Source organism: Streptomyces sp. NPDC107765, assembly GCF_055657085.1.
In genome coordinates, this window is record NZ_JBVKBL010000001.1 from 1 (window position 1) to 22232 (window position 22232).

A 22232-nucleotide genomic window follows, 5' to 3' on the forward strand; every position below is an offset into this window, starting at 1 on the left:
CCAGCCTGCATACAGCGGACTGGGGCCCAGGCCCCTGCCGCGATACCGCACCCGGCCGGTGTCCTTGCGCGACCACGTGCTGGCCGCAGGGCGAGGCCAGGGACGGGCCCTGACCTGGCGCAAGGGTTCCAAAGCAGCGATGAGCTCGCACTTCGTGCTGGTGCGGGTCCGTCTTGCCGGGCGTCGGCCAAAGCCTGCCGCGGACGGCACGATCCCGCTGAGCTGGCTGATCGCCCAGTGGCCCGAGGACGCAAACGAGCCTGTTCAGTACTGGATCTCGAACCTGCCAGCCGATATCCCCGCCCGCGACCTCGTCCGCATCGCGAAGTTACGGTGGCGCATCGAGCACGACTACCGAGAGCTGAAAACGGTATTGGGATTGGACCACTTCGAAGGCCGCTCCTTCGCCGGCTGGCACCGACACGTCACCCTCGTCACCGCCGCCCACCTCTTCCTGACCGAACAACGGAGGAACCCAAAAGCCCCTGCCAGGGCCTGACCCTCTACCAGGCCCTGGACCTCCTCCAACACCTCCTGGCCACCTGGACAGGCACGTGCCCCACCTGCCACCAACCCACCCCCTGGCAGCCCTACGACACCACCTAACAAAGCCCTACTAGTGGACCCCCGGTTCCACACCCTGGTCACCGGCACCGACCCCCGACGCCTTCACAAGCACCTCCCCGGACGCCGTCCGCACGTACAGCACCGACCGCCCGGCACGACACCGCTCCACCAGCCCCGCGTCCAAAAGCACCCGCAGATGCCGCCCCACAGACCCCAGCACCTGCCCAGTCACCGCGACCAGCTGGGTCGTACTCATCGGAGTCCCGAGCAGCACCAGCAGTCCGGCCCGTGCAGTCCCGATGAGCGCCCCGAGCCCGGCCGGAACGGGCCGCCGGTCGTGGTCCTCGGCGAGCACCCCAAGGCACGGGTAGACGACGGCGTACCGCTCCCGTCCCTCCCACGACACCCACCCGGCCCTCGGCGTCACCGGCATGAACAGCAACTCGGCCCCGGCGGCGACCTCCCGGGGCGGATAGGCGTACAGGTTGACCTGGAACCGGCTCGCCCCGAGCCATCGGGTTCCCGGTCGTAGCGAGTCCAGCACGGCGGCCCAGCCTCCCTGGCTCACGCGCGCGGTCCGCGCGACCACATCGGCCTCCAGGACGCGCCGCCGACGCTCCCAATACGGCCGGACCGTCTCCTGCCAGACGTACGTCAGGAGCGCGGTCGCCCGGTCGGGCAGGTCGTCCCGCTCCAGGGCAGCGGGGAGCGGGCCCCGGAGAGACACACGGAGGTTGGCGCGCACCTCCCCGGCCCCGGCCGCCCGCACCCGGGCCACGGTCTCCTCGAAACTTTCCCCGACGCACGAGGTGGGGCAGAAGAAGTCGGCGATCCAGGACGTGCCGAATGCCGCCCGTACGAGCAGCGCGGTCACCGGGTCGGCCGCGAGGCGCGCACGGTAGCCAGGCAGGTGCGCGCGCAGCCAAGCCTCCTCGCCCGGATGGGAGCCGGTCCCCGCGTGCAGCAGCTTCAGGCTCGCGAAGGTCTCGGCGAACGGCGAGAGCACGAACCGGCTCCGGGCGAGGGTGTCGGTGTCGATCTGCCATAAGCCCATACGTACGACCTTTCGCGTGTCGGCGAAACAGTAAACACGGCCCCGAACCGCTCCGAGACTCCGACGCATGCGCAGCTACCGAACCCTGTTCCGCACCCCGGAGTTCACCCCGTTCCTGGTCTCCTTCGCCGCTTTCGCCGCAGCCCAGACGATCGGCGGCCTGGCCCTTGGCACGCTGGTCTTCCGGGCCACCGGCTCCCCGCTCCTGTCGGCGGTGAGCATGTTCGGCCCGCAGCTGGCGCAGTTGCTGGGGGCCACGTTCCTGCTATCGGGCGCCGACCGCCTACCCCCACGCGCGATCCTCTCCGGCCTCGCCCTCGCCTTCGCAGCCGGCATGGCGCTGCTGGCACTGCCCGGCCTGCCGGTCGCGGCGGTCTTCGCCGTCGTACTGGCGCAAGGCCTGATCGCGTCCCTGGGTGGAGGAGTCCGCGCCGGGTTGTTGAACGAAATCCTGTCCAAGGACGGCTATGTCCTGGGCCGTTCCGTGTTCAACATGCTCTGGGGGCTGATGCAGGTGGCAGGCTTCGCGACGGGCGGCGCGCTGCTGGCGCTCCTGACCGCGAAGACGTGCCTGCTCCTGGCGGCGGCGCTGTACGTGATGTCGGCCCTCGTCACTCGCCTGGGCCTCACGGCCCGCCCGCCGCGCTCCTCCGGCCCCCCGTCCGTCTCGGCGACCCGGCGCACCAACGCCCTCCTATGGTCCTCGCGCCCCCGCCGCCTGACGTACCTGGGCCTGTGGATCCCCAACGGCCTGGTGGTCGGGTGCGAATCGCTCTACGTCTCCTACGCCCCCGCAGCCGCCGGGACACTGTTCGCGTGCGGGGCGCTGGGCATGTTCCTGGGCGACGTGGCGGTAGGCCGCCTGGTACCGCCCGCGGTGCGCCACCGTCTCGCGGTCCCGCTGCGCCTGCTGCTGGCGACGCCGTACCTGTTCTTCGTTCTACAACCGGGAGTGGCGCTGTCGGCCATGGCTGCCGTCGTCGCCTCCGTCGGCTTCGGCGCAAGCCTGGTCCTGCAGGAACGCCTGATGTCCCTCACCCCCGACGACCTCGCGGGCCAAGCCCTCGGCCTGCACTTCGTCGGCATGTCCACCCTGCAGGGTGTGAGCGCGGTCCTCGCAGGGATGCTGGCCCAACTGACTTCCCCGGCCACGGCGATGACAGTCCTGGCGGTCGGATCGGTCACCGTGACCCTCACCCTCGCGGCGCTGGAGCGGAACGACGAACAACAGCCGACCGCCAGTGCGCGTCCGGGCGTCCTGTCGGAACCCGCCGCCACGGACTAGGGCACGTATTTGGTTGTGATCGAGGGAGCCGTGTGAGGTCCTTGACGGACTGTTCTGACGATCAATCCGAACTCACCCAAGGACGGCTCCTGCACCTTCGCACGCTGTATCCGGCCTCATCAACCTTGACCTCAACCACGTTTGAGCTTCTAGGGTCGGCCACATGATCTTCACCAAGAGGGAGCACGAGTACCTCACTTCCCAGCCGCTGGCCCGCTTGGCCACCATCGGTCCCGACGGCTGTCCGCAGGTCCGCCCGGTGGGCTTTCGACTCAACGACGACGGCAGCATCGACATCGGCGGGCCAGCCATGGCCCGCAGCCGGAAGTACCGCAATGTGCAGGTCCGCCCCGGTGTCTCCGTGCTGGTGGACGACATGGCCCCGGCCGATGACCCGGTCGCGGGCGGATGGGGGCGCGGCGTCGAGATCAGGGGCCGGGCCGAGGTGCTGACGGTCGACGTGCCGCCTGTGGCACCCGATCACTTCAGCAGGGACATCATCCGCGTCTACCCCCGACGGGTCATCACCTGGAACCTGGAAGCCCGCGGGACTGTCACCCACGACGTCGAGTGATGTCCGCCGTCCCAGGGGAGATTTTGGGTTGCGTTCAAAGGGCGGCTCGTGTGAGGTCCTTGATCCAGATCACCGCGGCGCGGAGGTGGAGGCCCGCGAGGTAGCTCTCCGGGGCCCTGTCATAGCGCGTAGCGATGCCTCGCCCTGTCTTCATCCTGTTGCTCGCGCGCTCGACGGTGTTGCGTTCCTTGTAGAGCTCGGCGTCATGGCTGACGGGCCTGCCGCCTTTGCTGCCCTTCTTATTCCGGTGGGCAGCTTGATCCTTCTTCTCTGGGATGACCGCCTTGATGTGGCATTTTCGCAGGTAGGCGCGGTTGCCGCGGGACGAGTAGGCCTTGTCCCCGGCAGCCGCGTCGGGCCGGGTGCGGGTTCGGCCGGCAGGTCCCCGCACCCGCATCTTCTTGAGGACGGGGATGAACTGTGTGCTGTCCGCGGCCTGTCCGGCGGTCAGGGCGAATATCAGTGGGCGGCATTTCCGGTCGGCGGCGAGGTGGATCTTGCTGGTCTGCCCGCCCCTGGAGCGTCCCAGGAGAGCAGCCTTCAGCCGGAGTTTTCGCCGACGGTGGATGCGTCGCCGCTCCTCCCGTTCGGGACAGGTCCCGGCGTCCTGCCCGTTTCGTTCTTCGAGGCTGCCCCTTTTGACCTGCCCTTCTCCGCCTCGTCGGCAGCCTGCTCCAGGGCGGTTAGGACGTCCTTGCCCAGGTGCATCCCGGCAGCGTCGTGGTGAGCGCGCGCGGTCGTGGAGTCGATGCTGACCAGGGACAGGTCCACATCACCCCGCTTCGCGGCTTCCGCGATCATGCTCTCCAGCAGAGCCTTGAACACGCCCGCGTCACGCCACTGCCGGAAGCGGTTGTGAACGGTCGAGCAGGCGTCGAACTCCTGCGGCATTTACCGCCACTGCCCGCCGGTCTTGAACCGCCAGATCACACCCTCGAACTGCTGCCGCAGCCGCTCGGGGTACGGGCCGTACTGGCCGATCGGCAGGTACGGCCCGATGAATTCCCACTCCTCGTCCGTCAGTTGCACTCGCGTCACGCAAGAAGGTCTACTGGTCCAGGCCCCGCCCCGAGGGCGAATCCCGCAGATTGATCAGGGCTCAAAACGCGCCCAGTACGAAACCTCTCACTGAGGGCGTGCTCGAGATTCAAACGAGCCGTGGGAGCGTCCTGGCAGGCGACCGATCGGCCTGACCCCTCGTGCGAGCGGCCAAGCCCTGTTGTTAAGCGGCTCCGCTGACCGAACGAGCGCCGAGTCAACGCCTCAGCCCGATACCGCACCGCCCTGTATCTCTGAGCCACAGCACGCCTCCGTCGGGGATTTTTGGTTATGCTCCCGCAGGAGCGATATAGAGGGGGCACTTGTGGCCAGGCTTCGCAGCCGACAGGAACTGGAAGTTGAAGTCGCGTTCTATTATTTCGCCCTTCAGGAGGCAGACGACGGCCTCGTCCCAAAACCTTTCCCGGAAGATTCGGAGTCGGATGACTTCATTTCCCTCCATGAGCGACGGATCGACTTCAAGAGCGGCGGACATACTCACACCGCCAAGCTGACCGCAGAAGTGTGGACTTCGACTCCAGAGGCCGCTGAAGGTGACTGGGAAGTCGAAGGCGGTGGGGAGATCGAATGTCCTACTGGAGAACTCGCCGTATGTGAGTTGATGGGAAATTCCGGAAACTATGTCGAACTGAAGCGACCTGGACTGTGGAAATGTCGGGCATACTGCACGGGACGGAAGGCCGTGTATCGCTTGGCTCAGGTGGATGTTCCCAGCGGAGTTGAGTGTTACCTAGTGCAATTTTGGCCCGCCGAATGATTACCCCTACCGAATGGGTCCATTCGAGCCCCTCCGGGCGGTGATCTCGATCGATGGCACCGCCGTTCAACGACGGCGCCCACCCTGGGGTATACCGGGCGGGCGCCGTGCCCGTTCGTGTGGTCGTGACCCGGTCCGCACCGGCCGCTGTCTCCCCGGCAAGTGCGTACCCGGCCGCGACCCTGGAGCGACGTTGAGGCAGCACGCGGGCTCGTCGAGCGCGATGGATGCCTCGTTCAGTGGCGTCGGCGACATCGGCAAGGTGCTCGCCGGCGAGGTTGGCGAGTTCGCGCTTCTTGAGCGACGACCACAGCAGTTCGATCGGGTTGAGCTCGGGCGCGTAGGCGGGTAACCGCTCGAGGGTCAGCCAGATGAGGGGTGGCCCAGCCCCGTGGCCGGGCCACCCCTTCGGGATTTACAGCTGTCAGGCGGGCTGCGCGGCGCGCGCTGGGGCGGGGGCCTGATGGGCTTTGCTGGTCTCGCGGAGGGTCAGCAGGCCGGTGATCGCGATCAGCGCAGAGGTCAGGCCGTGGATGCCGAACGCGGCGGCGGCGGAGCCGTGGTGGGCCAAGACGTTGATCATGTCGCCGAACGGGGCGACGGCCTCCATCAGCAGAACCCAGCCCAGGGCGCGGCGGTGGCCCGTCACCAGCAGGATGCCGATGACCAGGCCCATCGCCAATTCGCGGGTGCCCTTCATGATGAGGAAGCCGTCGCCGTTGCCAGCGGGCCAGTTCGGTAGGCCAACGCCTTGAGTGGACGCCTCCGGGGCCAGGATGAAGGACAGCCCGAGGTAGAGGACGAACAGGGCGCAGGCGGTGGCCAGGACGGTGTTGACGTTCTTCAGCGACATGGTGTTTCTCCTTCGATGTTCAGCCTGGGATGGGTCAGGGTTCAGCGGCGGGCGTAGTGGGGGCGGCCGATGACGTGCAAGATGACGGGCACTGGCGTGCCTGATCGCGCTTCGCCACCTCGCCCGCGGCTACGAACGCGATCCCGCCACCATCAGCGCAGCCGTGTTCCGCTGGGCCGCCGTCGGCCTCACGACCCGGTGCTGCCCGGGGTGAGGATCTCCATGAGATGCCCGTCGGGGTCGTGGAAGTAGGTGCCCCTGCGGCCTTCGGTGCGCTTACTGCGGTAGATCTGTCCGATCCCTCGGCATGCGGGATCGCCGTAGTGGGTGATTCCACCGTGCTGGATGCGGGCGAGTGCGGCGTCGAACTCCCTGCTCGCTGACCATGAACGCGTAGTGGTGCGGCTCAAAGACTTCCATCCGGTCGTAGTCCAGGCTGACCTTCAGGGACGGGCTGCGCGTGGCGGTTTGGTCTGCGGTCTTGGCGACCCCGCGACATGGCGGGGAGGCGTGGATGCCCAGGGGAGGGCACGGCTTCTCCGGCCGCCTCCCCCGGCTACAGGTGCCACGTCATACGTCGATCTGCTCGAAGATGTGCGGGTACGACACGATGTCGTCGGGGAACTCGGCCGCCATCCGCTGGAACTCCGGGCTGCCGAACGCCGTGGCGAGCGCCTCGGTCGACTCCCAGACCGCGACGTTCATCAGAAGCTGGCTGTCCGCCGTCCCCTTGTGCATCTGCAGGGAGACGAATCCCGGCTGAGCCTTCATGAACTCGGCCTGCCGCCGGAAGAGAGGCAGGAACGACGCGTACCTCTCCTTCGGAACGACGAAGGTGTTGGCCAGGACGATGGGCCCGGTCTTCTCCTGGAACTGCGCAAACATCGGCGTGCGCGGGTCGAGACTCTGGAGCTTGGCCATTTCGGTAGGTCCTCTCGCTGTCGGTTGTCCGCTCAGGGGTGTCGCCATTTACGCAACACGCGTTGGCAACGCACGTTGGCAACATGTGTTGGCAACGCGTGTTGGCAAACGTAGGGGTGCGGCGCTGGACTGTCAACAGTCGTTGGCCTACATTCGTAGGCATGACCGGCACCACGGAGAACCAGCAGTCCGTACGGCGTTCCGACGCAGCGCGCGCCGCGATCCTCACCGCGGCCCGCCAGCGGTTCGCGGCGGACGGCTACGAGAAGGCGACCATCCGGGCCATCGCGCGCGACGCGAAGATCGACCCGTCGATGGTGATGCGCTACTACGACAGCAAGGCAGGCCTGTTTGCCGCTGCCGTCGCGATCGACCCCAGACTGCCCGACCTGCCCGTCGAACCGCGCGAGGCGATCGGCCGTACGCTGGTGAGCCACTTCCTCACCCTGTGGGAGGGGAACGGGGAGCTCACCGCACTGATGCGGGTCGGAGCCACCGATCCGGCCGCCGCCGATCGCATGCAGAGTGTGCTGCGCGAGCAGTTGATCCCGTTGGCCCGCCAGGTGGGCCCCGATCCGGAGCAGGCGCCGACGCGGGCGGCGCTGTGCGCCTCGACCGTGCTGGGGCTCGCGCTGACGCGCTACGTGCTGCGGTTCCCGGCGAGCGTGGCGCTCGACCGCGACGAGATCGTGGACTGGCTCGGACCCACGGTCCAGCGGTATCTCACCGCACCCACGCCCTGAAGAACGCGTCGAGGGCACCCACCGCGCCCTCGGTCACGGCGGATGCCCGCAAAGGGAAAGCTGAAAGGATCAGCCCTCCTTCTGCGGCTTGCGGGACTTGTCGCCGAGCATCATGACGCCGGCGGGCCCGCAGCCGGAGGCCCACACGGCGCAGCCGCAGCTCGCCGGGCCCCGTGTCCCAGACAGGCACCCGCCCCGGGAACTGCGATGGTCATTGATCACGACCCGATACGCGCCCTGACGCCGCGTCAGTCGCCGGTGCCCTCGTCGTCCTCGTCGAGGTGGACGGTCGACGGGTCACGCAGTGGGAGCAGGCCCTCCCGTGGCGGGCGGGCGGCGAGGCTGTAGCGGCCAAGGCAGTTGAAGTTTTGCGGCCGAAGAGACCGGGCGCGCCGGGCCTTGGCGTGGCTCGCCCCGCGGCTCAGGGGCGGCGGGCGATCCAGGTGGTGCGGGTGGTGCGCACGGTCACGTCGTCACGGCGGGCGATGCTGTGCGGCTGCGTTTCGTCCAGCAGGGCATCCCAGGCGTCAAGGTCGTCCGCGTCCAGGGCGTCGGTGGCGTGCGAGCGGAGCTTGGCCAGACATGTCTGGGCGTAGTCGTTCAGGGCCGGCCCCGCTTGTGCGCGGTCGAGACGGATGTCGAAGGGGCGCCGCTCTTCGAGGGTGAATCCGGCGTCCGTCAGCTCGCCGGTCCATTCGTGGGGCGGCTGGGTGTTCGTAGCGGCGTGCAGGCGGGCCTCCAGGCCGGGCCGGCCGATACCGATGTCCTCGGGCAAGAAACGGGGGAAGAAGTCCATCTCGGTGACCGCGAGGAACCCGCCCGGCCGCACATGCCCGAACGCCTGGGCCAGCGTGCGGGCGGGGTCAGCCACGTGGTGCAGGAACGCGGCGGCCCAGATCAGGTCGTACGGCCCGCCCTCACCGATCTCGGCCCAGGGCTCGTCGAGGTCCGCCTCCAGCGTTCTGATCCGGCCGGTAACCCCATGTGCGACTGCCTGCTTGTGCAGGCGGTGCAGCATCTGCGGAGAGATGTCCACCGCCGTCACCTGTGCCGAGCCGAACCGGTGGGCGAGGGCGAGGCTGCCGGTGCCGGGGCCGCTGCCAAGATCCAGGATCCGGGCCGGGGCGGGGTGCGTGAGATCGGCGAGCCAGCCGGTCAGCTCTGCGAGCCAGGGCGCCAGGACTTCGGCGTCCAGTTCCAGCAGCTGCGCCATCGCGATGTCGGAGCCGCTCGCCCGCTCATGTCCGATATGGCCGTGAGTGTTGTGGTGGGTGTTCATGCGTCGACGGTAAAGCGATCATTGTCGCTCCGGCATAGAGTCTTGCCGGTGGAGCAAGAATCGACATTGGACACCGCCGTCCGGATGCGGATCCGGTCCCTGCGCAAGGCGCGCGGCTGGTCACTGGACAATTTGGCCCAACGTGCGGGCATCAGCCCGTCGCAGCTCAGCCGCATCGAGACCGGGCATCGCCGCATCAGCCTCGACCAACTCACCGCTATCTCCGGGGCGCTGGGAAAGTCTCTCGACGAACTCGTCGAATCCCCCGATGACTCCGACGTCGTCATCCGGCCCGACCGTGACGAGACCCGCGGCCTGACCACCTGGCTCCTCACCAAGGACAACGGCCCCCAGGGGCTGACCGTCGCCAAGATGCGCATCACCGACCAGGCGGGCGGCGTCACCCTCGACGACTTGGGTGTCCATCCCGGCAGAGACTGGTTCACCGTGCTGTCCGGCACCGTCGTCCTGTATCTCGGCGAACGCGTCATCCGCGTCGAGGCCGGTCAGGCCGCCTCGTTCTCCACCATGACTCCGCACGCCATCCGCAGCGACCGCAGTCCCGCCGAGATCCTGTGCATCCTCGACCACAACGGCGAATCCAGCCATCTCCACACCTGAGCCGACCGGAACAGCCATCGCCTCGCGTTGCCGTCACCGCCCTGGCGCGCGGCATCGACGCTCGGACAGAGCGTCTTTACCCCCACACACGGCGCCAGCGCCATACGCACGCACGCGCTCTTGGACCGGCGAGTGTGAGGCCGGTGCCGGCGGCCGCCGCGGGTATCGGCGGGCAGATCCGCGACCAGTTCCGCGAGCGCGTCCGCCGGGAGAGGGCCGATGCCTCGGTGCGAGGCCGACGGCCCCGGGAAGGGTGGTTACGGGTCGCCGTCCGGCGCCGAATCGCCGGCCCTGGCTGCGCTGTCGTATACGTTCTGGAACGGGCCCACCGGGGGCGGTGCACTGTGTGCGGATCAGCGGGCGATCGAGAGCGCGAAGGGCGCGAATCCGCTGGACCGAATCACGTGCGGGACGAAGAGGATCGCGGCCTCGGTGGCGCGGGCGGTCTGGATTCCGCCGAGGTCGGTGATCCACTCCTTGTGCCAGCCGAGGTCGGTGAGCAGTTCGCGGACGGTCTGCTTGGCCTGCGGGTCCTCGCCGGAGAGGAAGGCGTCGGGCGCCTGGGTGAGCGTGGCCGGCGCGGTCATCACCGGGAAGAGCATGGTGTTGAGTGTCTTGACGACGCTCGTTTCGGGGAGAGCTTCCTGGAGTTGCTCGGCGAGGCTTGAGCCGGGGTAGATCAGGTCGGCGGGCAGTCCGTCCGGTCCGTCGACGGTGGCGTTGGAGACGTCGACGAGGATCTTGCCGCGCAGTTCCTCGCGCAGGGCGACGAGCCGGTCCAGCGAGCCGGCGCCCGGGGTGGCGTTGATGACGATCCGGGCTGTCCGGGCGGCGTCAGCGGCGGCGCCCGGCGCGCGGTCCGCCACGGTCACCTCATGCCCTGCCCGGATCAGGGCTGTGGCCAGGCTGCCGCCGACGCGGCCGTTTCCGAGAATTGCGATCGTGGTCATGATGATCTGGTCCTTTCGTGGGTGCAGGTTGTGGTGCGCGGTCAGCGTGAGAGCGTGGCGACGGCCTCGGCGTGGACGCCGGGCGCGGCGGCCAGGAAGCTCTCGCTCTGCGGGGTCCAGGGCTGGCCCTCGGCGTCGGATATCTGTCCGCCGGCCTCGGTGACGAGCAGCGCCCCGGGCAGCAGGTCCGCGCGGGCACCGGCGAACTGCCAGAAGGCGTCGATCCGGCCGGCGGCCACGTTCAGCAGGTGCAGGGTCGCGGGCACGGCGGTGCGGACGACGAGCGCGTCGAAGAGCATCGCGGTGATCGAGGAGCCGACGCGCCGCACGACCTTCTCGTCCTCGTCCGGCCGGGCCTGGCTGGTGGCCACGATGCTCAGGCCGAGGTCCGCGGTCCGGGAGACGTGCAGCGGCCGGCCGTCGAGGTAGGCGCCCGCGCCGGTGAGCGCGGTGTAGGTCTCGCCGGTCAACGGCAGGTGGACCGCGGTGAGCACCGGCTGGTTCTCCCGCACGAGGGTGGCGGTCACCGCCCACTCCGGCAGGGCGTGCAGGTGGTTGACGTTGCCTTCGGCCGGATCCACGACCCACCATTCGCCGGGCGGCAGCGCCCCGCCGTCCAGCTCGTCCTCCACCCAGCCGGCGTCCGGGCGCAGGCGCGTGAGGCGGGGGCGCAGGATGTCGAGGGCCGTGTCGTCGTTGGCGGCGAGCGCGCGCATCAGCTCTTCGCGGGTCTGGTAGCGGACCACCTCGCCGAAGCGCTCGCGCAGCGCCGAACCGGCCGCGCGCACGGCGATCGCGGTCCGGTCGAGCAGGTCGGCGTCGGAGGCGGCGACGTCAGTGGTCTGAAGCGTTTCGGACATGGTGAACTCCCTTGTGAGTAGGAGGTGATGAGGCCGTTCGAGCCGGACTGTGCGCTCTGTTCAGCGCTCTGGTCTCGAAGGTATAGAGACCCTTGATTAACTTCAAATGCATGTAAAGCACGGCTAGGATTACTCGCATGCAATTGGATTTGAACCTGCTCGCCGCGCTCGACGCGCTGCTGGAGGAGGGAAGCGTGGCCGGGGCGGCCGCGCGCCTGCACGTCACCGCCCCCGCGATGAGCCGGAGTCTGGGCCGGATCCGGCGCACGACCGGGGATCAGATCCTGGTGCGCACCGGCCGCACGATGACCCCGACGCCCTATGCGATCGCCGTCCGGGAACAGGTGCACGAGCTGCTGCACCAGGTCCAGGGGGTGCTGGCACCGAGCCGTGAACTCGATCTGGCAACGTTGGAGCGCACTTTCACACTCCGCTGGCACGATTCCCTGGTCGCCCTGAGCGGCCCCGCACTGCTCGCGGCCGTGCGCGAACAGGCGCCGGGCGTGCGATTGCGCTTCGTCGCGGAATCGAGCCTCGACACCCCCGAGTTGCGGCGCGGTGAAGTCGACCTGGAGGCGAACGCCAACCGCCCGAGCGCACCGGACATCCGTGCCGAGAACGTGGGCGAGAGCCGCCTCGTCATCGTCGTCAGGCACGGGCACCCCCTCACCCGCGTCAGGACCGTCACCGCAAAGCGGTACGCCGCCGCTGAGCACGTCACCGTCTCGCGACGTGGAAACCTCAGCAATGCCCTCGACGATGCCCTCGCGCGGCTCGGCCTCACCCGCCGCGTGGTGGCGACCGCGCCCACGGAAGCGGCCGCGCTGGAGTTCGCGCGCGGCTCCGATCTCCTGATCAGCGTCCCCGAAGCCACCACGCGGTCAGCGGTCGCCGACCTCGGCCTGGTCGTGCTCCCCCTGCCGCTCGAACTGCCGTCGGCACCGATATACCTGTCGTGGCATCAGCGCTACGACACCGACCAGGCCCACGCATGGCTGCGCGGGCTGGCGCGAACCGCGCTGGCCATGTGCGGAGCGTCGTAGTCGGCGCCGTCCGGCCGCTTCACCCATACGTCCACGTGACCACCACGGCGATCTGCTGGAACGTCAGCTGCGGCCTGTCCGTGCGGGCGCCGGCCGTGGGGCCGGCCAGCCCGACGCCTGCGGCTCACCAGCGCGGATCTGTGGGAGGGCGTCGGCGTGACCCTCGGAGATCCGGGCGAGCAGCTGGCCCTGGCGACCGTACGAGCAGTGCGGAGAGCGCGAACGACACCGTGGGGCCATGTCAGCCACGGGTCCGAGTATGAGGGCGATGTTCGCCCTCGGCACCGGCGCCTTACGCATTCGTCAGAATCGCGCTCGCGACGACCTCGAAGAGACGATCGGCGCGTGGCGCGAACGCGGGTTGATCGCCGAGCCATGCCAGTGCTGCTACCAGTGCGAACAGATCGGTGCCGGCAATGTCGCTTCGGGCCTTGCCCGCGGCCTGGGCGCGGGTGAGGAGTCGCGTGCCGGCTGCGCGCAGGGTGACGCACGAAGCGTGGAGTGCGGATTCGGTGTCCTCGATCGCCGCTGCCATCAGCTCGGTGACGCCTCGGTACTCGGTTGTCCACGCGACGCAGTCGCGCAGCCATGACAGTAGAGCGTCTTCGGGCGAGCTCGACGTCTCGAGTTCGACTGCCTTTGCCGTCAGTTCGTCGAAGCTCGTGCGGAGCAGGGCATCGAGCAGTGCCTCGCGTGTCGGGAAATGCCGTAGCAGCGTCGCGAGTCCGACATCGGCCCTGCGCGCGATGTCGCGCAGGGACACGTCGACGCCCTGCTCGGCGATGGCGGCGCCCGCAACGACGAGCAGGTGGTCGCGGTTCTTCCTGGCGTCGGCCCTCATCATGTCCCTCTTGACTATCCGGATCAGTGGTCCATATATTCGGATCAGTGACCCGGATACATGGATCACTGATCCGAATAAGTCTATCCCGCGGCGCGGGCAGGAGAGATAGATGTCCACACACACGATGAGGGCGATCCGACTGCACGGCTTCGGCGGCCCGGAGGTGCTGCGTCTTGAGGAGGTGCCGGTCCCCCAGCCGGGGCCGGGCGAGGTGCTCGTCCGCGTGCACGCGGTCGGCCTCAATCCTCCTGACTGGTACGCGCGTGAGGGAATGCCTGACGTACCTCCCGAGGTCAAGCCCGCGTTCGATCTCCCCCTGATTCCGGGGACGGACGTCTCAGGCGTCGTGGCAGACGTCGCATCCGATGTCCACGGCTTCGCGGCCGGAGACGAGGTGGTCGGCCTTCTGCGTTTCCCCACCGTTCTCCAAGCCGGCGCGTACGCCGAGTACGTCACCGCACCGGCAGCGGACCTCGCACTCAAGCCGGTCTCCATCGACCACATCCAGGCCGCCGGCCTGGCCATGTCGGGGTTGACGGCATGGCAGTTCCTGATCGAGCTCGGGCACGACCACCCCTCACCGTTCCAAGAGGCCCAGCACCGCCCGACGGCACTCGACAGCGAGACCACGGTGCTCATCAACGGCGCTGCAGGTGGTGTGGGGCACCTCGCGCTCCAGCTGGCCAAGTGGAAGGGAGCCCGCGTCATCGCCGTGGCCTCCGGCGCTCACGAGACGTTCCTGCGCGGGCTCGGCGCCGACGAGTTCATCGACTACACCAAGGACCGGCCCGAGGAAGCCGCCCGTGACGTCGATCTCGTCCTGGACACCGTCGGGGGTCCCGACACCAGGCGCTTCCTGCCCACCCTCAAGTATGGCGGCGCGCTGTTCCCGGTGTTTCCCGGCGGTTTCGACGAAGAAGGGACCGCAAAGCTGGGCGTCACGGTCTCGAGCGCGCAGGTCCGTTCGAGCGGCGCGCAGCTCACCGAACTGCTACGCCTGCTCGCCGCGGGCACGCTGCGCGTCGCGATCGACAGCACGTTTGCGCTCGCGGATGCCCAAGCGGCGCACGAGCGCGCCGCCCGGGGGCACATCCAGGGCAAGATCGTGCTCACGGTCACTTAGAGCTCTTCACGCAACACTTGTAGCCGTGCCGTTCGGGCGGATGCGTCGGTTGCTTGGGTATGGGCAAGCGGAATCCTCAACCGTGGCTGGTTGACGATGAGTTGTGGTCGAGAATCGAGCCGTTGCTGCCATCGTCACCCGACGGTCAGCGGCGGCCGGCGGGACGGGAACAACGCCGGTGTGTGGCAGCGTCTGCAGGAGGTGCAGCTGGGCGAGCTGCGGGCCAAAGGCCGTCTGGACCTGTCGCGGGCGGTGATCGACAGTTCCCACGTCCTGCCGCCAAGTGACATGTGGCTGTCTGGAGCCAACGAGGGACATGGCTACCGAGTTCGGTCCGGAGAATTCTTCGGGGAGGTGTCGATCCGACCGCGTCCCGTTCGTCGTGAGGGTGTACGGCGACCCACCGTGCGAGGAAACAACAGAGCCTGACAGGAGTCGGACGATGAAGTACATGCTGCTGATCAACGCTGGTGCGATCGACGAGAACGGCACGGCCGCCGAGTGCAGCGTCGAGGACTGGATGATCTACGACAAGGAACTGAAGGATGCGGGCGTCCGGGTTTCCGGGGAGTCGCTGGCCGACCTGGTCACCGCCACGACCGTGCGGGTCGGCCAGGACGGCAAGCGGACCGTCACCGACGGGCCGTTCGCCGAGACCCGCGAGGTTCTCGGCGGCTTCTATGTGATCGACGTGCCGGACCTGGACGTCGCGCTCGACTGGGCCGCCCGCTGTCCCGGCGCGCGCGGCAGCGGGTCGGTCGTGGTCCGCCCGATCGCCGAGTTCGGGGCCTGACAGTGGAGGACGAGGGAGCCACCGGTCCCGCCATGCCTGTCGGGTCACCCCACCAGTCGCCTGTCCACTCGTCCGTGGAGTCGGTGTTCCGTGAAGAGCGTGGTCGGCTGCTGGCCTCCCTCGTCCGCCGCTTCGGCGATCTCGACCTGGCTGAGGACGTCGCCTCCGAGGCCGTCGAGGCGGCACTGGTGCACTGGCCGGTCGAGGGCGTCCCGGCCAGGCCTGGTGCCTGGCTGCTGACCACCGCGCGGCGCAAGGCCGTCGACCGCCTACGACGGGACCAGGCATACGCCGCCCGCCTCGCCGTCCTCCAGGTAGAGGCGGACAGGAGCGACCCCGTCCCACCCGCCCACGCCGACGGTGACGTGCCCGACGAACGCCTGCAGATGTTCTTCACCTGCACCCACCCCGCCCTCGCCGCCGAGGACCGCACGGCGCTCACCCTGCGCTGCCTGGCCGGACTCACCACACCCGAGGTCGCACGGGCCTTCCTCGTCCCCACCGCGACGATGGCCCAACGGATCGTGCGGGCGAAGAGGAAGATCCGCGAGGCGCGCATCCCGTTCCGCCTGCCTGGAGGTGACGAGCTGCCGGAGCGTCTGCCCGGTGTGCTCCAGGTCATCTATTCGATCTTCACGGAGGGCTACGCGGCCAGCTCGGGCCCGCAGTTGCAGCGCCTCGACCTCGCGGGCGAGGCCATCCGGCTGGCGCGGATACTACGCCGGTTGATGCCCGCCGAGCGGGAAGTCGCCGGACTGCTCGCGCTCATGCTGCTGATCCACGCACGACGCGAGGCCCGGACCGGTCCGGACGGCGAGCTCGTGCTGCTCGACGACCAGGACCGCGGCCGCTGGGACCACACGATGATCGAGGAGGGAAGCGGCTTGGTGGTCTGCGCGCTGAGTGGCGGGCCACCCGGCCCGTATGGGGTGCAGGCCGCCATCGCCGCCCTCCACGACGAGGCCACCGGCCTCGCAACCACCGACTGGCCACAGCTCGTAGCGCTCTACGACGTACTGCTCACACTCACACCGTCCCCCGTCGTCGCGCTGAACCGGGCGGTGGCGGTGGCGATGCGCGACGGCCCACAGGCAGGCCTGGCCCTGCTCGACGAACTGGCCGGCGACCCGGCCCTGCGCCACTACCACCCCTACCCCGCCGCCCGGGCGGACCTGCTGCACCAGCTCGGCCGGTTGCCCGAAGCCGCCGCGGCCTACCGCGAAGCACTCGACTTGGCCGGTACCGAACCCGAACGGACCCATCTGAGGCGCAGACTGAACACAGTCAACCGCACGGACGGGACGAGTAGCGGCACGCAATCCGCGAAGTGAGCAACGAGGGGCCTTGGCCCCACGCCGCCCGGGCAGGGTGAGGGCACCATGCAAACCCAGCCCGAAAGCGGACCCGACACTCCTTCACGCCTCGCGATCAGTGCGCCGAGTTCGTAACGGCTCACCACATAGCTCTCGTGAGACGTGGATCCGCTCGTGTCGCGCGACGCGAGCTCCAGGAGGCCCGCCCCCAGATCGGCGACGTGCACCGGCAACGAATTCGCCGGTGCACGGGGCGCGCCATCGTGCCTGCCGGCCGCGAATTCAGGCAACGGCACATTCCTCGAGGGACTGACCACCACCGAGATCAGCGGGCTACGGGCAACGACGGCCTCCGGGTGCGCGAGGAGGACCGCGCTCGCCGGCCGGGCGGATGCGCCGAGCGACTCGCCTCGGGGCATCCGCGTCTCGGCGGCAAGCTCCTGCTCGCGGGCCGAGTGGGAGGCCCGGCACGCGCGCAGGCAGAGCGGTTCCGCGCCCGGGAGATCCGCGAGGAGCCCTGGTTTGCCGACGGTGGACCGCGCACGGATGACGCGCATCCTCAACCACGTCCACGACCACATGCCCTGTGCGGAGGCCCTGCACCGGCTGGCGCGCCCGGGCCGCTGACCGTTGGAGCCGCTCCAGTTCTCAAGCGGCGGTGAACCCGCCCTTGGCCAGCTGCCTGGCCACTTCGGCCAGCGCAGCGGCCAGCCGTGAGCGCGCCGTCCGGGAGTCGCGGACGCTGCGGCTGTTCTCGATGTGCAGGAACGGGACGTGATCGGCTGCTGCCGTGCCGGCCTGCACGTTGGTGGTGCCTTCCAGCCGGCCGCAGTCCTGGTCCCACGCCCGGCACACCGTGAACCCGGCGGAGGACAGTGAGCGCGCCGCCTCGCGCACCCCGGGGCCCACCTCACCCGGCCCCGCTGACACCACCACGTCGTTGCCCGGCGAACTGTCGTCGGCGAAGCCGTGCACCTGAATGCCCGGGATCCGACGGGCGGCCAGCGCGGCGCACACGGCGTGGAAGACGGAGTCCTGACGGTGTGCCACATCTGCCGCATTGCCCCGGCCCGCGTCGCGGTTGGCGCCCGCCAGCACCAGGACTCCGCCGGGGGCCCGGGAGAACAGCTCCGCGCCGAGCAGTTCGGTGTGCTGGTCCGACACCGGGTGCGGCACCTGTGCGCTCCATTGCACACGCCGGCCGAGATCGACGAACACCTCGCCCCAGCCGCGCGGTTGCGCTCCCTGTCCGGTGGCTTCGGCGACCTGGGCGACCATCCGGTGCGAGCCCGCCAGACGCACGGTGCGCACCGTGTAGCCGGCCTCGGACAGCGGTCTGCGCGCCGCGTCGAGTCTGCCGTCGACGATGTCCGCGATGCCCTCGCTCACCTGCGCGCGTTCGGCGGCGTCGGGGATCCGGTACTCGTGGTCGGAGGGGAAGTGCCGGATGTACTCACGGATGTGCTCCTCCAGGTCGATCGTCGGCGCGGCGGCCGGGGGCCCGTGCGCGGCTCGGAACACGAGGGTGATGAGCGTCGCCGTCACGCACAGGGCGAGCAGTGCGGCGACCGCGAGGGGACGCCGGTTCCCCGGCTTGCGCACGGCCCGCTTCGCATGAGTGATGAGGGTCACTGTGACACCTGTCCTTCGGTCTCAACGCCCGGATATGTCCCGCCCTCTATTAGGGAGTAAGGATTGCTCAGGAAGGTTGATCGCCTATGCCGGCAGCTTTACCCGCCGATCCGCAACCGAAGCGCGTGCGGCGAAAGCGCGCAGACATGCCCCTCCTGGGGGGCGTCCGACCCCCCATAGCCGCAATAACGGTGCTGCTACTCGCCGTTTCCGGGATCACCGCCCTAACCGTGGGCCGCTCCAGCGACAGCACGGTTTCGCAGGCCGTCGTCGAGTCCCAGCAGCTCATGGCTGCCGACGCCGCCGGATCGCTCGGCTCCTCGCTGGACCAGAGCTCCCACCACCTGCGCGATGCCACCGCCCTGCTCGGGATCGGCGCTGTCCACTCCCCCGACTCGGCGCTACGCAGGCTCTCCCGTTCCCATGGCAAGTGGCGCGGCCTCGCGGCCGTGGATCCCGCCAGCGGCAGGCTACTGGCCGCACGCGGGGAGAACGTACCGCTGAACCGGCTCTCCCAGCGCGGCGGCGCGGACGCTCTGCAGCCCCGCCTGGTCACCCTCGGTTCTGGCCAGCCCCGGCTGCTGTCCTTCGCGCTGCTGGACGCAGTGGGCGGGAAACGGCAGTTGCTGATCGCCTCCGGCTCCCTGCGCCTGCCGGAGCAGAAAGAGGGGCGCACCACCTTCGTCATGGACTCCGACGGCCGGATCCTGGCCGCCGCCGGCGACCAGGCCGACGACCCGGCCCTGCGCAAGCTCGCCAGCCAGTCAGGGCAGGCCAAGAGCGGCGCCAGCGGCAGCCGCACCGAGCGCCGCGGCAGCGCCCACCACGACGTCGTCGGCTACGCGCCGGTGCCCGCGGGCCCGGACGGCCAGGACTTCGGACTGACCCTGGCCACCAGCATCCGCGTCCCTGAGGGTACCGCCGTCGCCGGCGACCGGTTCCTGGGCCTGTGCGCAGCGGCCGCGCTGCTCGCCATCTGCCTCGCCGTCACCTGGGTGCTGTGGCGCTGGGTCCAACGCCCCGTGTTGCGGCTGCATGTGACCGCCCGCCGCCTCGCCCGCGGCGATCTGCAACGCCCGGTGCCGGCGCACGGACCCGGCGAGGCGGCCCGTATCAGCCACTCCCTGGAGTCCCTGAGACTGCAGTTGACGGGCGCGAGCGGGTGCGACGACATGCTGAGGGCACCTACCCGCCGCCGTACGATGCGCAACGCGACCCTGTGGTGCGCCGCGCTGGTCACGGCGTGGTCGTGTGCGCTGCCGCTGGTCACCCTGGGCGAAGGCCGGGTGCCGGTGCCCGCGCCTGTCGTACACAATCAGCAGGAACGTACCGCCGACGCCTCCGACCGCGTGCGGCGCATCCTCGGCGAGGGTGTCGCCGGCCTGTCCTCGGTGGCCCGCCTGACGGACGGTACGCCGCAGCAGATCGGCAAGGCCCTGGACACGGCGCTGCCCCGGCACAGCACATGGCGCTCCCTGTACCTCGTCGACCGTGACGGGCAGGTTCCCGAGTATGCCGGCGACGCCCCGTACGGCATGGACCGCAAACCCCTTCTGGCGAAGGTGAAGAACGGCACACCGGCGATCGTGCAGCTCAACCACGACGGCAAGGTCCCGTTGTCCGTGGCCGTGGTCCCGCTGGACTCGGGAGGCGGCCAGGCGCTGGTCGCCGAATTCCGGCCCGAGGCGCTCAGCGGCGTACTTACCCGCCCCGGCATCGGCCGCGCCTGGCTTGTCGACGCCGACAGCAAGATCATCGGATCCAACGAGAGTTTCTTCGCCTTCGACTCGCTGCCCGGCGAGGACTCCGGCGACGGACCGGCACTCACCGCGGCGGCCGAGGTGCGCGGCACCCACGCCGTCAAGGGCCCCGGATGGCGCGTCGTCACCCGCAAGCCGATGTCCCGGCTGCCGCTCGCCTCCTACGAGACGCGGCGGCAGACAGAACTGGCGGCGCTGCTCGCCTTCAGCGCGGCGGTGCTGTGCCTGGGCTGGCTGCACCTGACGGTGCTGCGGCCGTTGCAGGCCCTGGAGCGCACGGCCGCGGCCCTCGCCGCCGGCGACACCTCCACCGTGCTCTACCCCCGCCATCACGACGAGGTCGGATCGATCGTCCGCAGCCTGGAGCTGATCCGGCAGCGCGTGGCGGCAGCAAAGGCGGACGCCGGCGCCTCGCACGTCGCCGCGTCGCCGCGCTCCTGAACCCCCGCCGAAACCCCCACTCCGCCCCCCACAACTGACAAGCGAAGGACATGGTCTTCCTCTACAGCGTCTTCCTGGTCTGCTCGCTCGGGCTGCTCGTCGCCGGGATCATCGAGCAACGCAGACACTTCGCGAACCTGACCCAGATACCCACCCGCGTGCTCGTCAACGGCATCCGCGGCAAAAGCTCCATCACCCGGCTGTGCGCCGGTGCGCTTCGCGGCGGGGGGTTGGTCACGGTCGCCAAGACCACCGGCACCGCCGCCCGCTTCATCCACCCGGACGCCACCGAGGAGCCCGTCTACCGGAAGTTCGGCATTGCCAACGTTGTCGAACAGATCGGTATCGTGCGCCGGGCCGCGGGCTACCAGCCGCAGGCCCTGGTGATGGAGTGCATGGCGGTGATGCCCGCCCTCCAGGAGGTCAACCAGACCAAGCTGATCCGCTCGACCATCGGCGTGCTGTGCAACGTCCGCGAGGACCACCTCGCCGAGATGGGCCCCACGCTCGACGACGTCGCCCGCTCACTGTCCCGTTCGATGCCGGTCGGCGGAGTCTGCGTCACCGCCGAACGGGACCGGTTGCCCATCCTGCGCGAAGAAGCCGCCGCCCGCGACTGCGAGTTGATCGCTGTCGACCCCGAGTCCGTCACCGACGAGGAGCTGCGCGGCTTCAACTGGTACACCTTCAAGGAGAACGTCGCCATCGCCCTCGCCGTGGCCGAGCTGCTCGGGGTGGACCGCCGGACCGCACTGCAGGGCATGTGGGACGCGCCGCCCGACCCCGGCGTGCTGTCGGTGCAGGAGTACCGCACGCCACGAGGCGGGCAGCTGAACTTCGCCAACGTCTTCGCCGCCAACGACCCGGAGTCGACGCTGATGAACGTCGGCCAGTTGCTGAGCCTCGGGGCCATCGACCGCCCGCTGCACGTCGTCATCAACTGCCGCCCCGACCGGGTCGAGCGCAACGGCCAGATGGGCGCGATCGTGCCCGACCTGGCCCCGCAGACCGTCTTCCTGATCGGCCACCCCACCAAGAGCGCAAGTGAGGGCATTCCCGGTCACTGGGCGGGACGGGTGGTCGACCTCGGCGGCGACCACCGCGACCCGGACGAGCTGCTGGACGCCCTGCTCGCCGAGATCGACGGTGACGCCTCGCTCGTCGCCATCGGCAACATCCACGGACAGGGTGAGCACCTGCTGGAGCGGCTGGAGCGGCTCCCCGCCGCAGACGCATCCCCGACCGAGACCGAACCCCCCACTGGAGCCGGCCTGTGACGCCCGTCGCCCTCGCCCCGGAGATGGCCGCCGTCGGCATCGCCCTCGGCCTGCTGTTCTCCCTGATCTGCTATCTGGCGACCAACCTCTCACCCGGCGGCATGATCACCCCGGGCTGGCTCGCCCTCACCCTCGTCGAGGACGTGCGGCTGGCCGGGATGGTCGCGGGCGTCACTCTGCTGACGTACCTGTGCACCAGGGTGATGCAGAACACGATGATCCTTTACGGCAAGCGGCTCTTCGCGGCGGTCGTGATGTGCGGCGTCCTGCTGCAGGCGACGCTGTACCTGGTGCTGCAGAACCAGTTCCCGACGCTGTTCGCCCACCAGACCCTGGGCTTCATCGTGCCCGGCCTTATCGCCTACCAGCTGGTCCGGCAGCCGCCGAAGGCCACGTTGATGTCCACCGCCACCGTCACCCTCGGCGCCTATGTGGTCCTCGCCGCGGGGATGCTGCTCGGCGCTCTGCCCAGCTCCTGACAAG

22 protein-coding genes and 3 pseudogenes are annotated in these 22232 nt (G+C 69.4%); 14 read left to right on the forward strand and 11 right to left on the reverse strand.

The annotated features are described in order from the left end of the window. Nucleotides 1-499, forward strand: a 499-nt coding sequence (locus tag ACZ7MX_RS00005; protein ID WP_472127758.1) for a transposase, incomplete at its 5' end; no start/stop codon positions are given. Between the two features lie 117 nt (nucleotides 500-616). On the opposite strand, the gene ACZ7MX_RS00010 is transcribed toward ACZ7MX_RS00005, so the two are convergent. Beyond that, nucleotides 617-1621, reverse strand: coding sequence for a winged helix-turn-helix domain-containing protein (locus tag ACZ7MX_RS00010; RefSeq protein ID WP_472127760.1), 1005 nt, complete (start codon nucleotides 1619-1621; stop codon nucleotides 617-619). A gap of 67 nt (nucleotides 1622-1688) precedes the next feature. On the opposite strand from ACZ7MX_RS00010, the gene ACZ7MX_RS00015 reads away from it, so the two are divergent. Together ACZ7MX_RS00015 and ACZ7MX_RS00020 are read left to right on the forward strand one after the other, a co-directional pair. Then, on the forward strand, nucleotides 1689-2906 hold the full coding sequence (locus ACZ7MX_RS00015) for an MFS transporter (RefSeq protein ID WP_472127762.1): 1218 nt from the start codon (nucleotides 1689-1691) through the stop codon (nucleotides 2904-2906). Between the two features lie 163 nt (nucleotides 2907-3069). Continuing rightward, the gene (locus ACZ7MX_RS00020) at nucleotides 3070-3480 is read left to right on the forward strand and encodes a PPOX class F420-dependent oxidoreductase (protein ID WP_472127764.1); all 411 of its coding nucleotides are present in this window, start codon (nucleotides 3070-3072) and stop codon (nucleotides 3478-3480) included. A 34-nt stretch (nucleotides 3481-3514) separates the two neighbouring features. Here the strand turns inward: ACZ7MX_RS00020 and ACZ7MX_RS00025 are convergent. Next, a pseudogene (locus tag ACZ7MX_RS00025) lies at nucleotides 3515-4518 on the reverse strand (IS5 family transposase). A 325-nt stretch (nucleotides 4519-4843) separates the two neighbouring features. Between ACZ7MX_RS00025 and ACZ7MX_RS00030 the strand changes: the two are divergent. After that, nucleotides 4844-5296 (forward strand): hypothetical protein, encoded by a 453-nt coding sequence (locus tag ACZ7MX_RS00030; RefSeq protein ID WP_472127766.1) that lies wholly within the window; start codon nucleotides 4844-4846, stop codon nucleotides 5294-5296. Between the two features lie 322 nt (nucleotides 5297-5618). Here the strand turns inward: ACZ7MX_RS00030 and ACZ7MX_RS00035 are convergent. From ACZ7MX_RS00035 to ACZ7MX_RS00050, 4 genes and pseudogenes are all read right to left on the reverse strand, one after another. Beyond that, nucleotides 5619-5711, reverse strand: a pseudogene (locus ACZ7MX_RS00035) (hypothetical protein); the annotation flags it as partial. A 9-nt stretch (nucleotides 5712-5720) separates the two neighbouring features. Then, entirely contained in the window at nucleotides 5721-6149 is a 429-nt protein-coding gene (locus ACZ7MX_RS00040; RefSeq protein ID WP_472127768.1) for a DUF4267 domain-containing protein, read from the reverse strand. A gap of 188 nt (nucleotides 6150-6337) precedes the next feature. Then, nucleotides 6338-6559, reverse strand: coding sequence for a VOC family protein (locus ACZ7MX_RS00045; protein WP_472127770.1), 222 nt, complete (start codon nucleotides 6557-6559; stop codon nucleotides 6338-6340). A 160-nt stretch (nucleotides 6560-6719) separates the two neighbouring features. Next, nucleotides 6720-7070: an antibiotic biosynthesis monooxygenase family protein gene (locus ACZ7MX_RS00050; protein WP_472127772.1), complete on the reverse strand. Its 351-nt coding sequence runs from the start codon at nucleotides 7068-7070 to the stop codon at nucleotides 6720-6722. Nucleotides 7071-7231: 161 nt separating this feature from the next. Here ACZ7MX_RS00050 and ACZ7MX_RS00055 point away from each other — a divergent pair, with 161 nt between their 5' ends. Continuing rightward, complete coding sequence (locus ACZ7MX_RS00055; RefSeq protein WP_472127774.1) at nucleotides 7232-7813, forward strand: TetR/AcrR family transcriptional regulator; 582 nt, start codon at nucleotides 7232-7234, stop codon at nucleotides 7811-7813. 421 nt (nucleotides 7814-8234) lie between these two features. Here ACZ7MX_RS00055 and ACZ7MX_RS00060 read toward each other — a convergent pair whose 3' ends face one another. Further along, nucleotides 8235-9092, reverse strand: coding sequence for a class I SAM-dependent methyltransferase (locus tag ACZ7MX_RS00060; protein WP_472127776.1), 858 nt, complete (start codon nucleotides 9090-9092; stop codon nucleotides 8235-8237). 84 nt (nucleotides 9093-9176) lie between these two features. Between ACZ7MX_RS00060 and ACZ7MX_RS00065 the strand changes: the two genes are divergently transcribed. After that, on the forward strand, nucleotides 9177-9713 hold the full coding sequence (locus ACZ7MX_RS00065; RefSeq protein WP_472129218.1) for a helix-turn-helix domain-containing protein: 537 nt from the start codon (nucleotides 9177-9179) through the stop codon (nucleotides 9711-9713). A gap of 353 nt (nucleotides 9714-10066) precedes the next feature. On the opposite strand, the gene ACZ7MX_RS00070 is transcribed toward ACZ7MX_RS00065, so the two are convergent. Further along, nucleotides 10067-10663 (reverse strand): NADPH-dependent F420 reductase, encoded by a 597-nt coding sequence (locus tag ACZ7MX_RS00070; protein WP_472127778.1) that lies wholly within the window; start codon nucleotides 10661-10663, stop codon nucleotides 10067-10069. A gap of 41 nt (nucleotides 10664-10704) precedes the next feature. Next, on the reverse strand, nucleotides 10705-11523 hold the full coding sequence (locus ACZ7MX_RS00075; RefSeq protein ID WP_472127779.1) for a 3'(2'),5'-bisphosphate nucleotidase CysQ: 819 nt from the start codon (nucleotides 11521-11523) through the stop codon (nucleotides 10705-10707). A 137-nt stretch (nucleotides 11524-11660) separates the two neighbouring features. On the opposite strand from ACZ7MX_RS00075, the gene ACZ7MX_RS00080 reads away from it, so the two are divergent. Then, nucleotides 11661-12566, forward strand: coding sequence for a LysR family transcriptional regulator (locus ACZ7MX_RS00080; protein ID WP_472127781.1), 906 nt, complete (start codon nucleotides 11661-11663; stop codon nucleotides 12564-12566). A 292-nt stretch (nucleotides 12567-12858) separates the two neighbouring features. Here ACZ7MX_RS00080 and ACZ7MX_RS00085 read toward each other — a convergent pair whose 3' ends face one another. Then, nucleotides 12859-13407 (reverse strand): TetR/AcrR family transcriptional regulator, encoded by a 549-nt coding sequence (locus ACZ7MX_RS00085; protein WP_472129220.1) that lies wholly within the window; start codon nucleotides 13405-13407, stop codon nucleotides 12859-12861. Nucleotides 13408-13519: 112 nt separating this feature from the next. Between ACZ7MX_RS00085 and ACZ7MX_RS00090 the strand changes: the two genes are divergently transcribed. The 4 genes and pseudogenes from ACZ7MX_RS00090 (at nucleotide 13520) to ACZ7MX_RS00105 (ending at nucleotide 16657) form a co-directional block, all read left to right on the forward strand. Then, nucleotides 13520-14533 (forward strand): NADP-dependent oxidoreductase, encoded by a 1014-nt coding sequence (locus ACZ7MX_RS00090; protein ID WP_472127783.1) that lies wholly within the window; start codon nucleotides 13520-13522, stop codon nucleotides 14531-14533. Between the two features lie 59 nt (nucleotides 14534-14592). Further along, a pseudogene (locus ACZ7MX_RS00095) lies at nucleotides 14593-14806 on the forward strand (hypothetical protein); the annotation flags it as partial. 169 nt (nucleotides 14807-14975) lie between these two features. Next, the gene (locus tag ACZ7MX_RS00100) at nucleotides 14976-15326 is read left to right on the forward strand and encodes a YciI family protein (RefSeq protein WP_472127785.1); all 351 of its coding nucleotides are present in this window, start codon (nucleotides 14976-14978) and stop codon (nucleotides 15324-15326) included. 32 nt (nucleotides 15327-15358) lie between these two features. Then, nucleotides 15359-16657, forward strand: coding sequence for an RNA polymerase sigma factor (locus tag ACZ7MX_RS00105; RefSeq protein WP_472127787.1), 1299 nt, complete (start codon nucleotides 15359-15361; stop codon nucleotides 16655-16657). Nucleotides 16658-17287: 630 nt separating this feature from the next. Here ACZ7MX_RS00105 and ACZ7MX_RS00110 read toward each other — a convergent pair. Next, nucleotides 17288-18271, reverse strand: coding sequence for a hypothetical protein (locus ACZ7MX_RS00110; RefSeq protein WP_472127789.1), 984 nt, complete (start codon nucleotides 18269-18271; stop codon nucleotides 17288-17290). A gap of 191 nt (nucleotides 18272-18462) precedes the next feature. On the opposite strand from ACZ7MX_RS00110, the gene ACZ7MX_RS00115 reads away from it, so the two are divergent. Genes ACZ7MX_RS00115 through ACZ7MX_RS00125 form a run of 3 tightly spaced genes read left to right on the forward strand, consistent with a single transcriptional unit; the run spans nucleotide 18463 to nucleotide 22228 of the window. Then, nucleotides 18463-20472: a HAMP domain-containing protein gene (locus tag ACZ7MX_RS00115; protein WP_472127790.1), complete on the forward strand. Its 2010-nt coding sequence runs from the start codon at nucleotides 18463-18465 to the stop codon at nucleotides 20470-20472. Between the two features lie 50 nt (nucleotides 20473-20522). Then, complete coding sequence (pgsB, locus tag ACZ7MX_RS00120) at nucleotides 20523-21749, forward strand: poly-gamma-glutamate synthase PgsB (protein WP_472127792.1); 1227 nt, start codon at nucleotides 20523-20525, stop codon at nucleotides 21747-21749. Continuing rightward, nucleotides 21746-22228 (forward strand): poly-gamma-glutamate biosynthesis protein PgsC/CapC, encoded by a 483-nt coding sequence (locus ACZ7MX_RS00125; RefSeq protein WP_351532004.1) that lies wholly within the window; start codon nucleotides 21746-21748, stop codon nucleotides 22226-22228. The genes pgsB and ACZ7MX_RS00125 overlap by 4 nt, the downstream gene beginning before the upstream one ends. Nucleotides 22229-22232 lie beyond the last annotated feature (4 nt).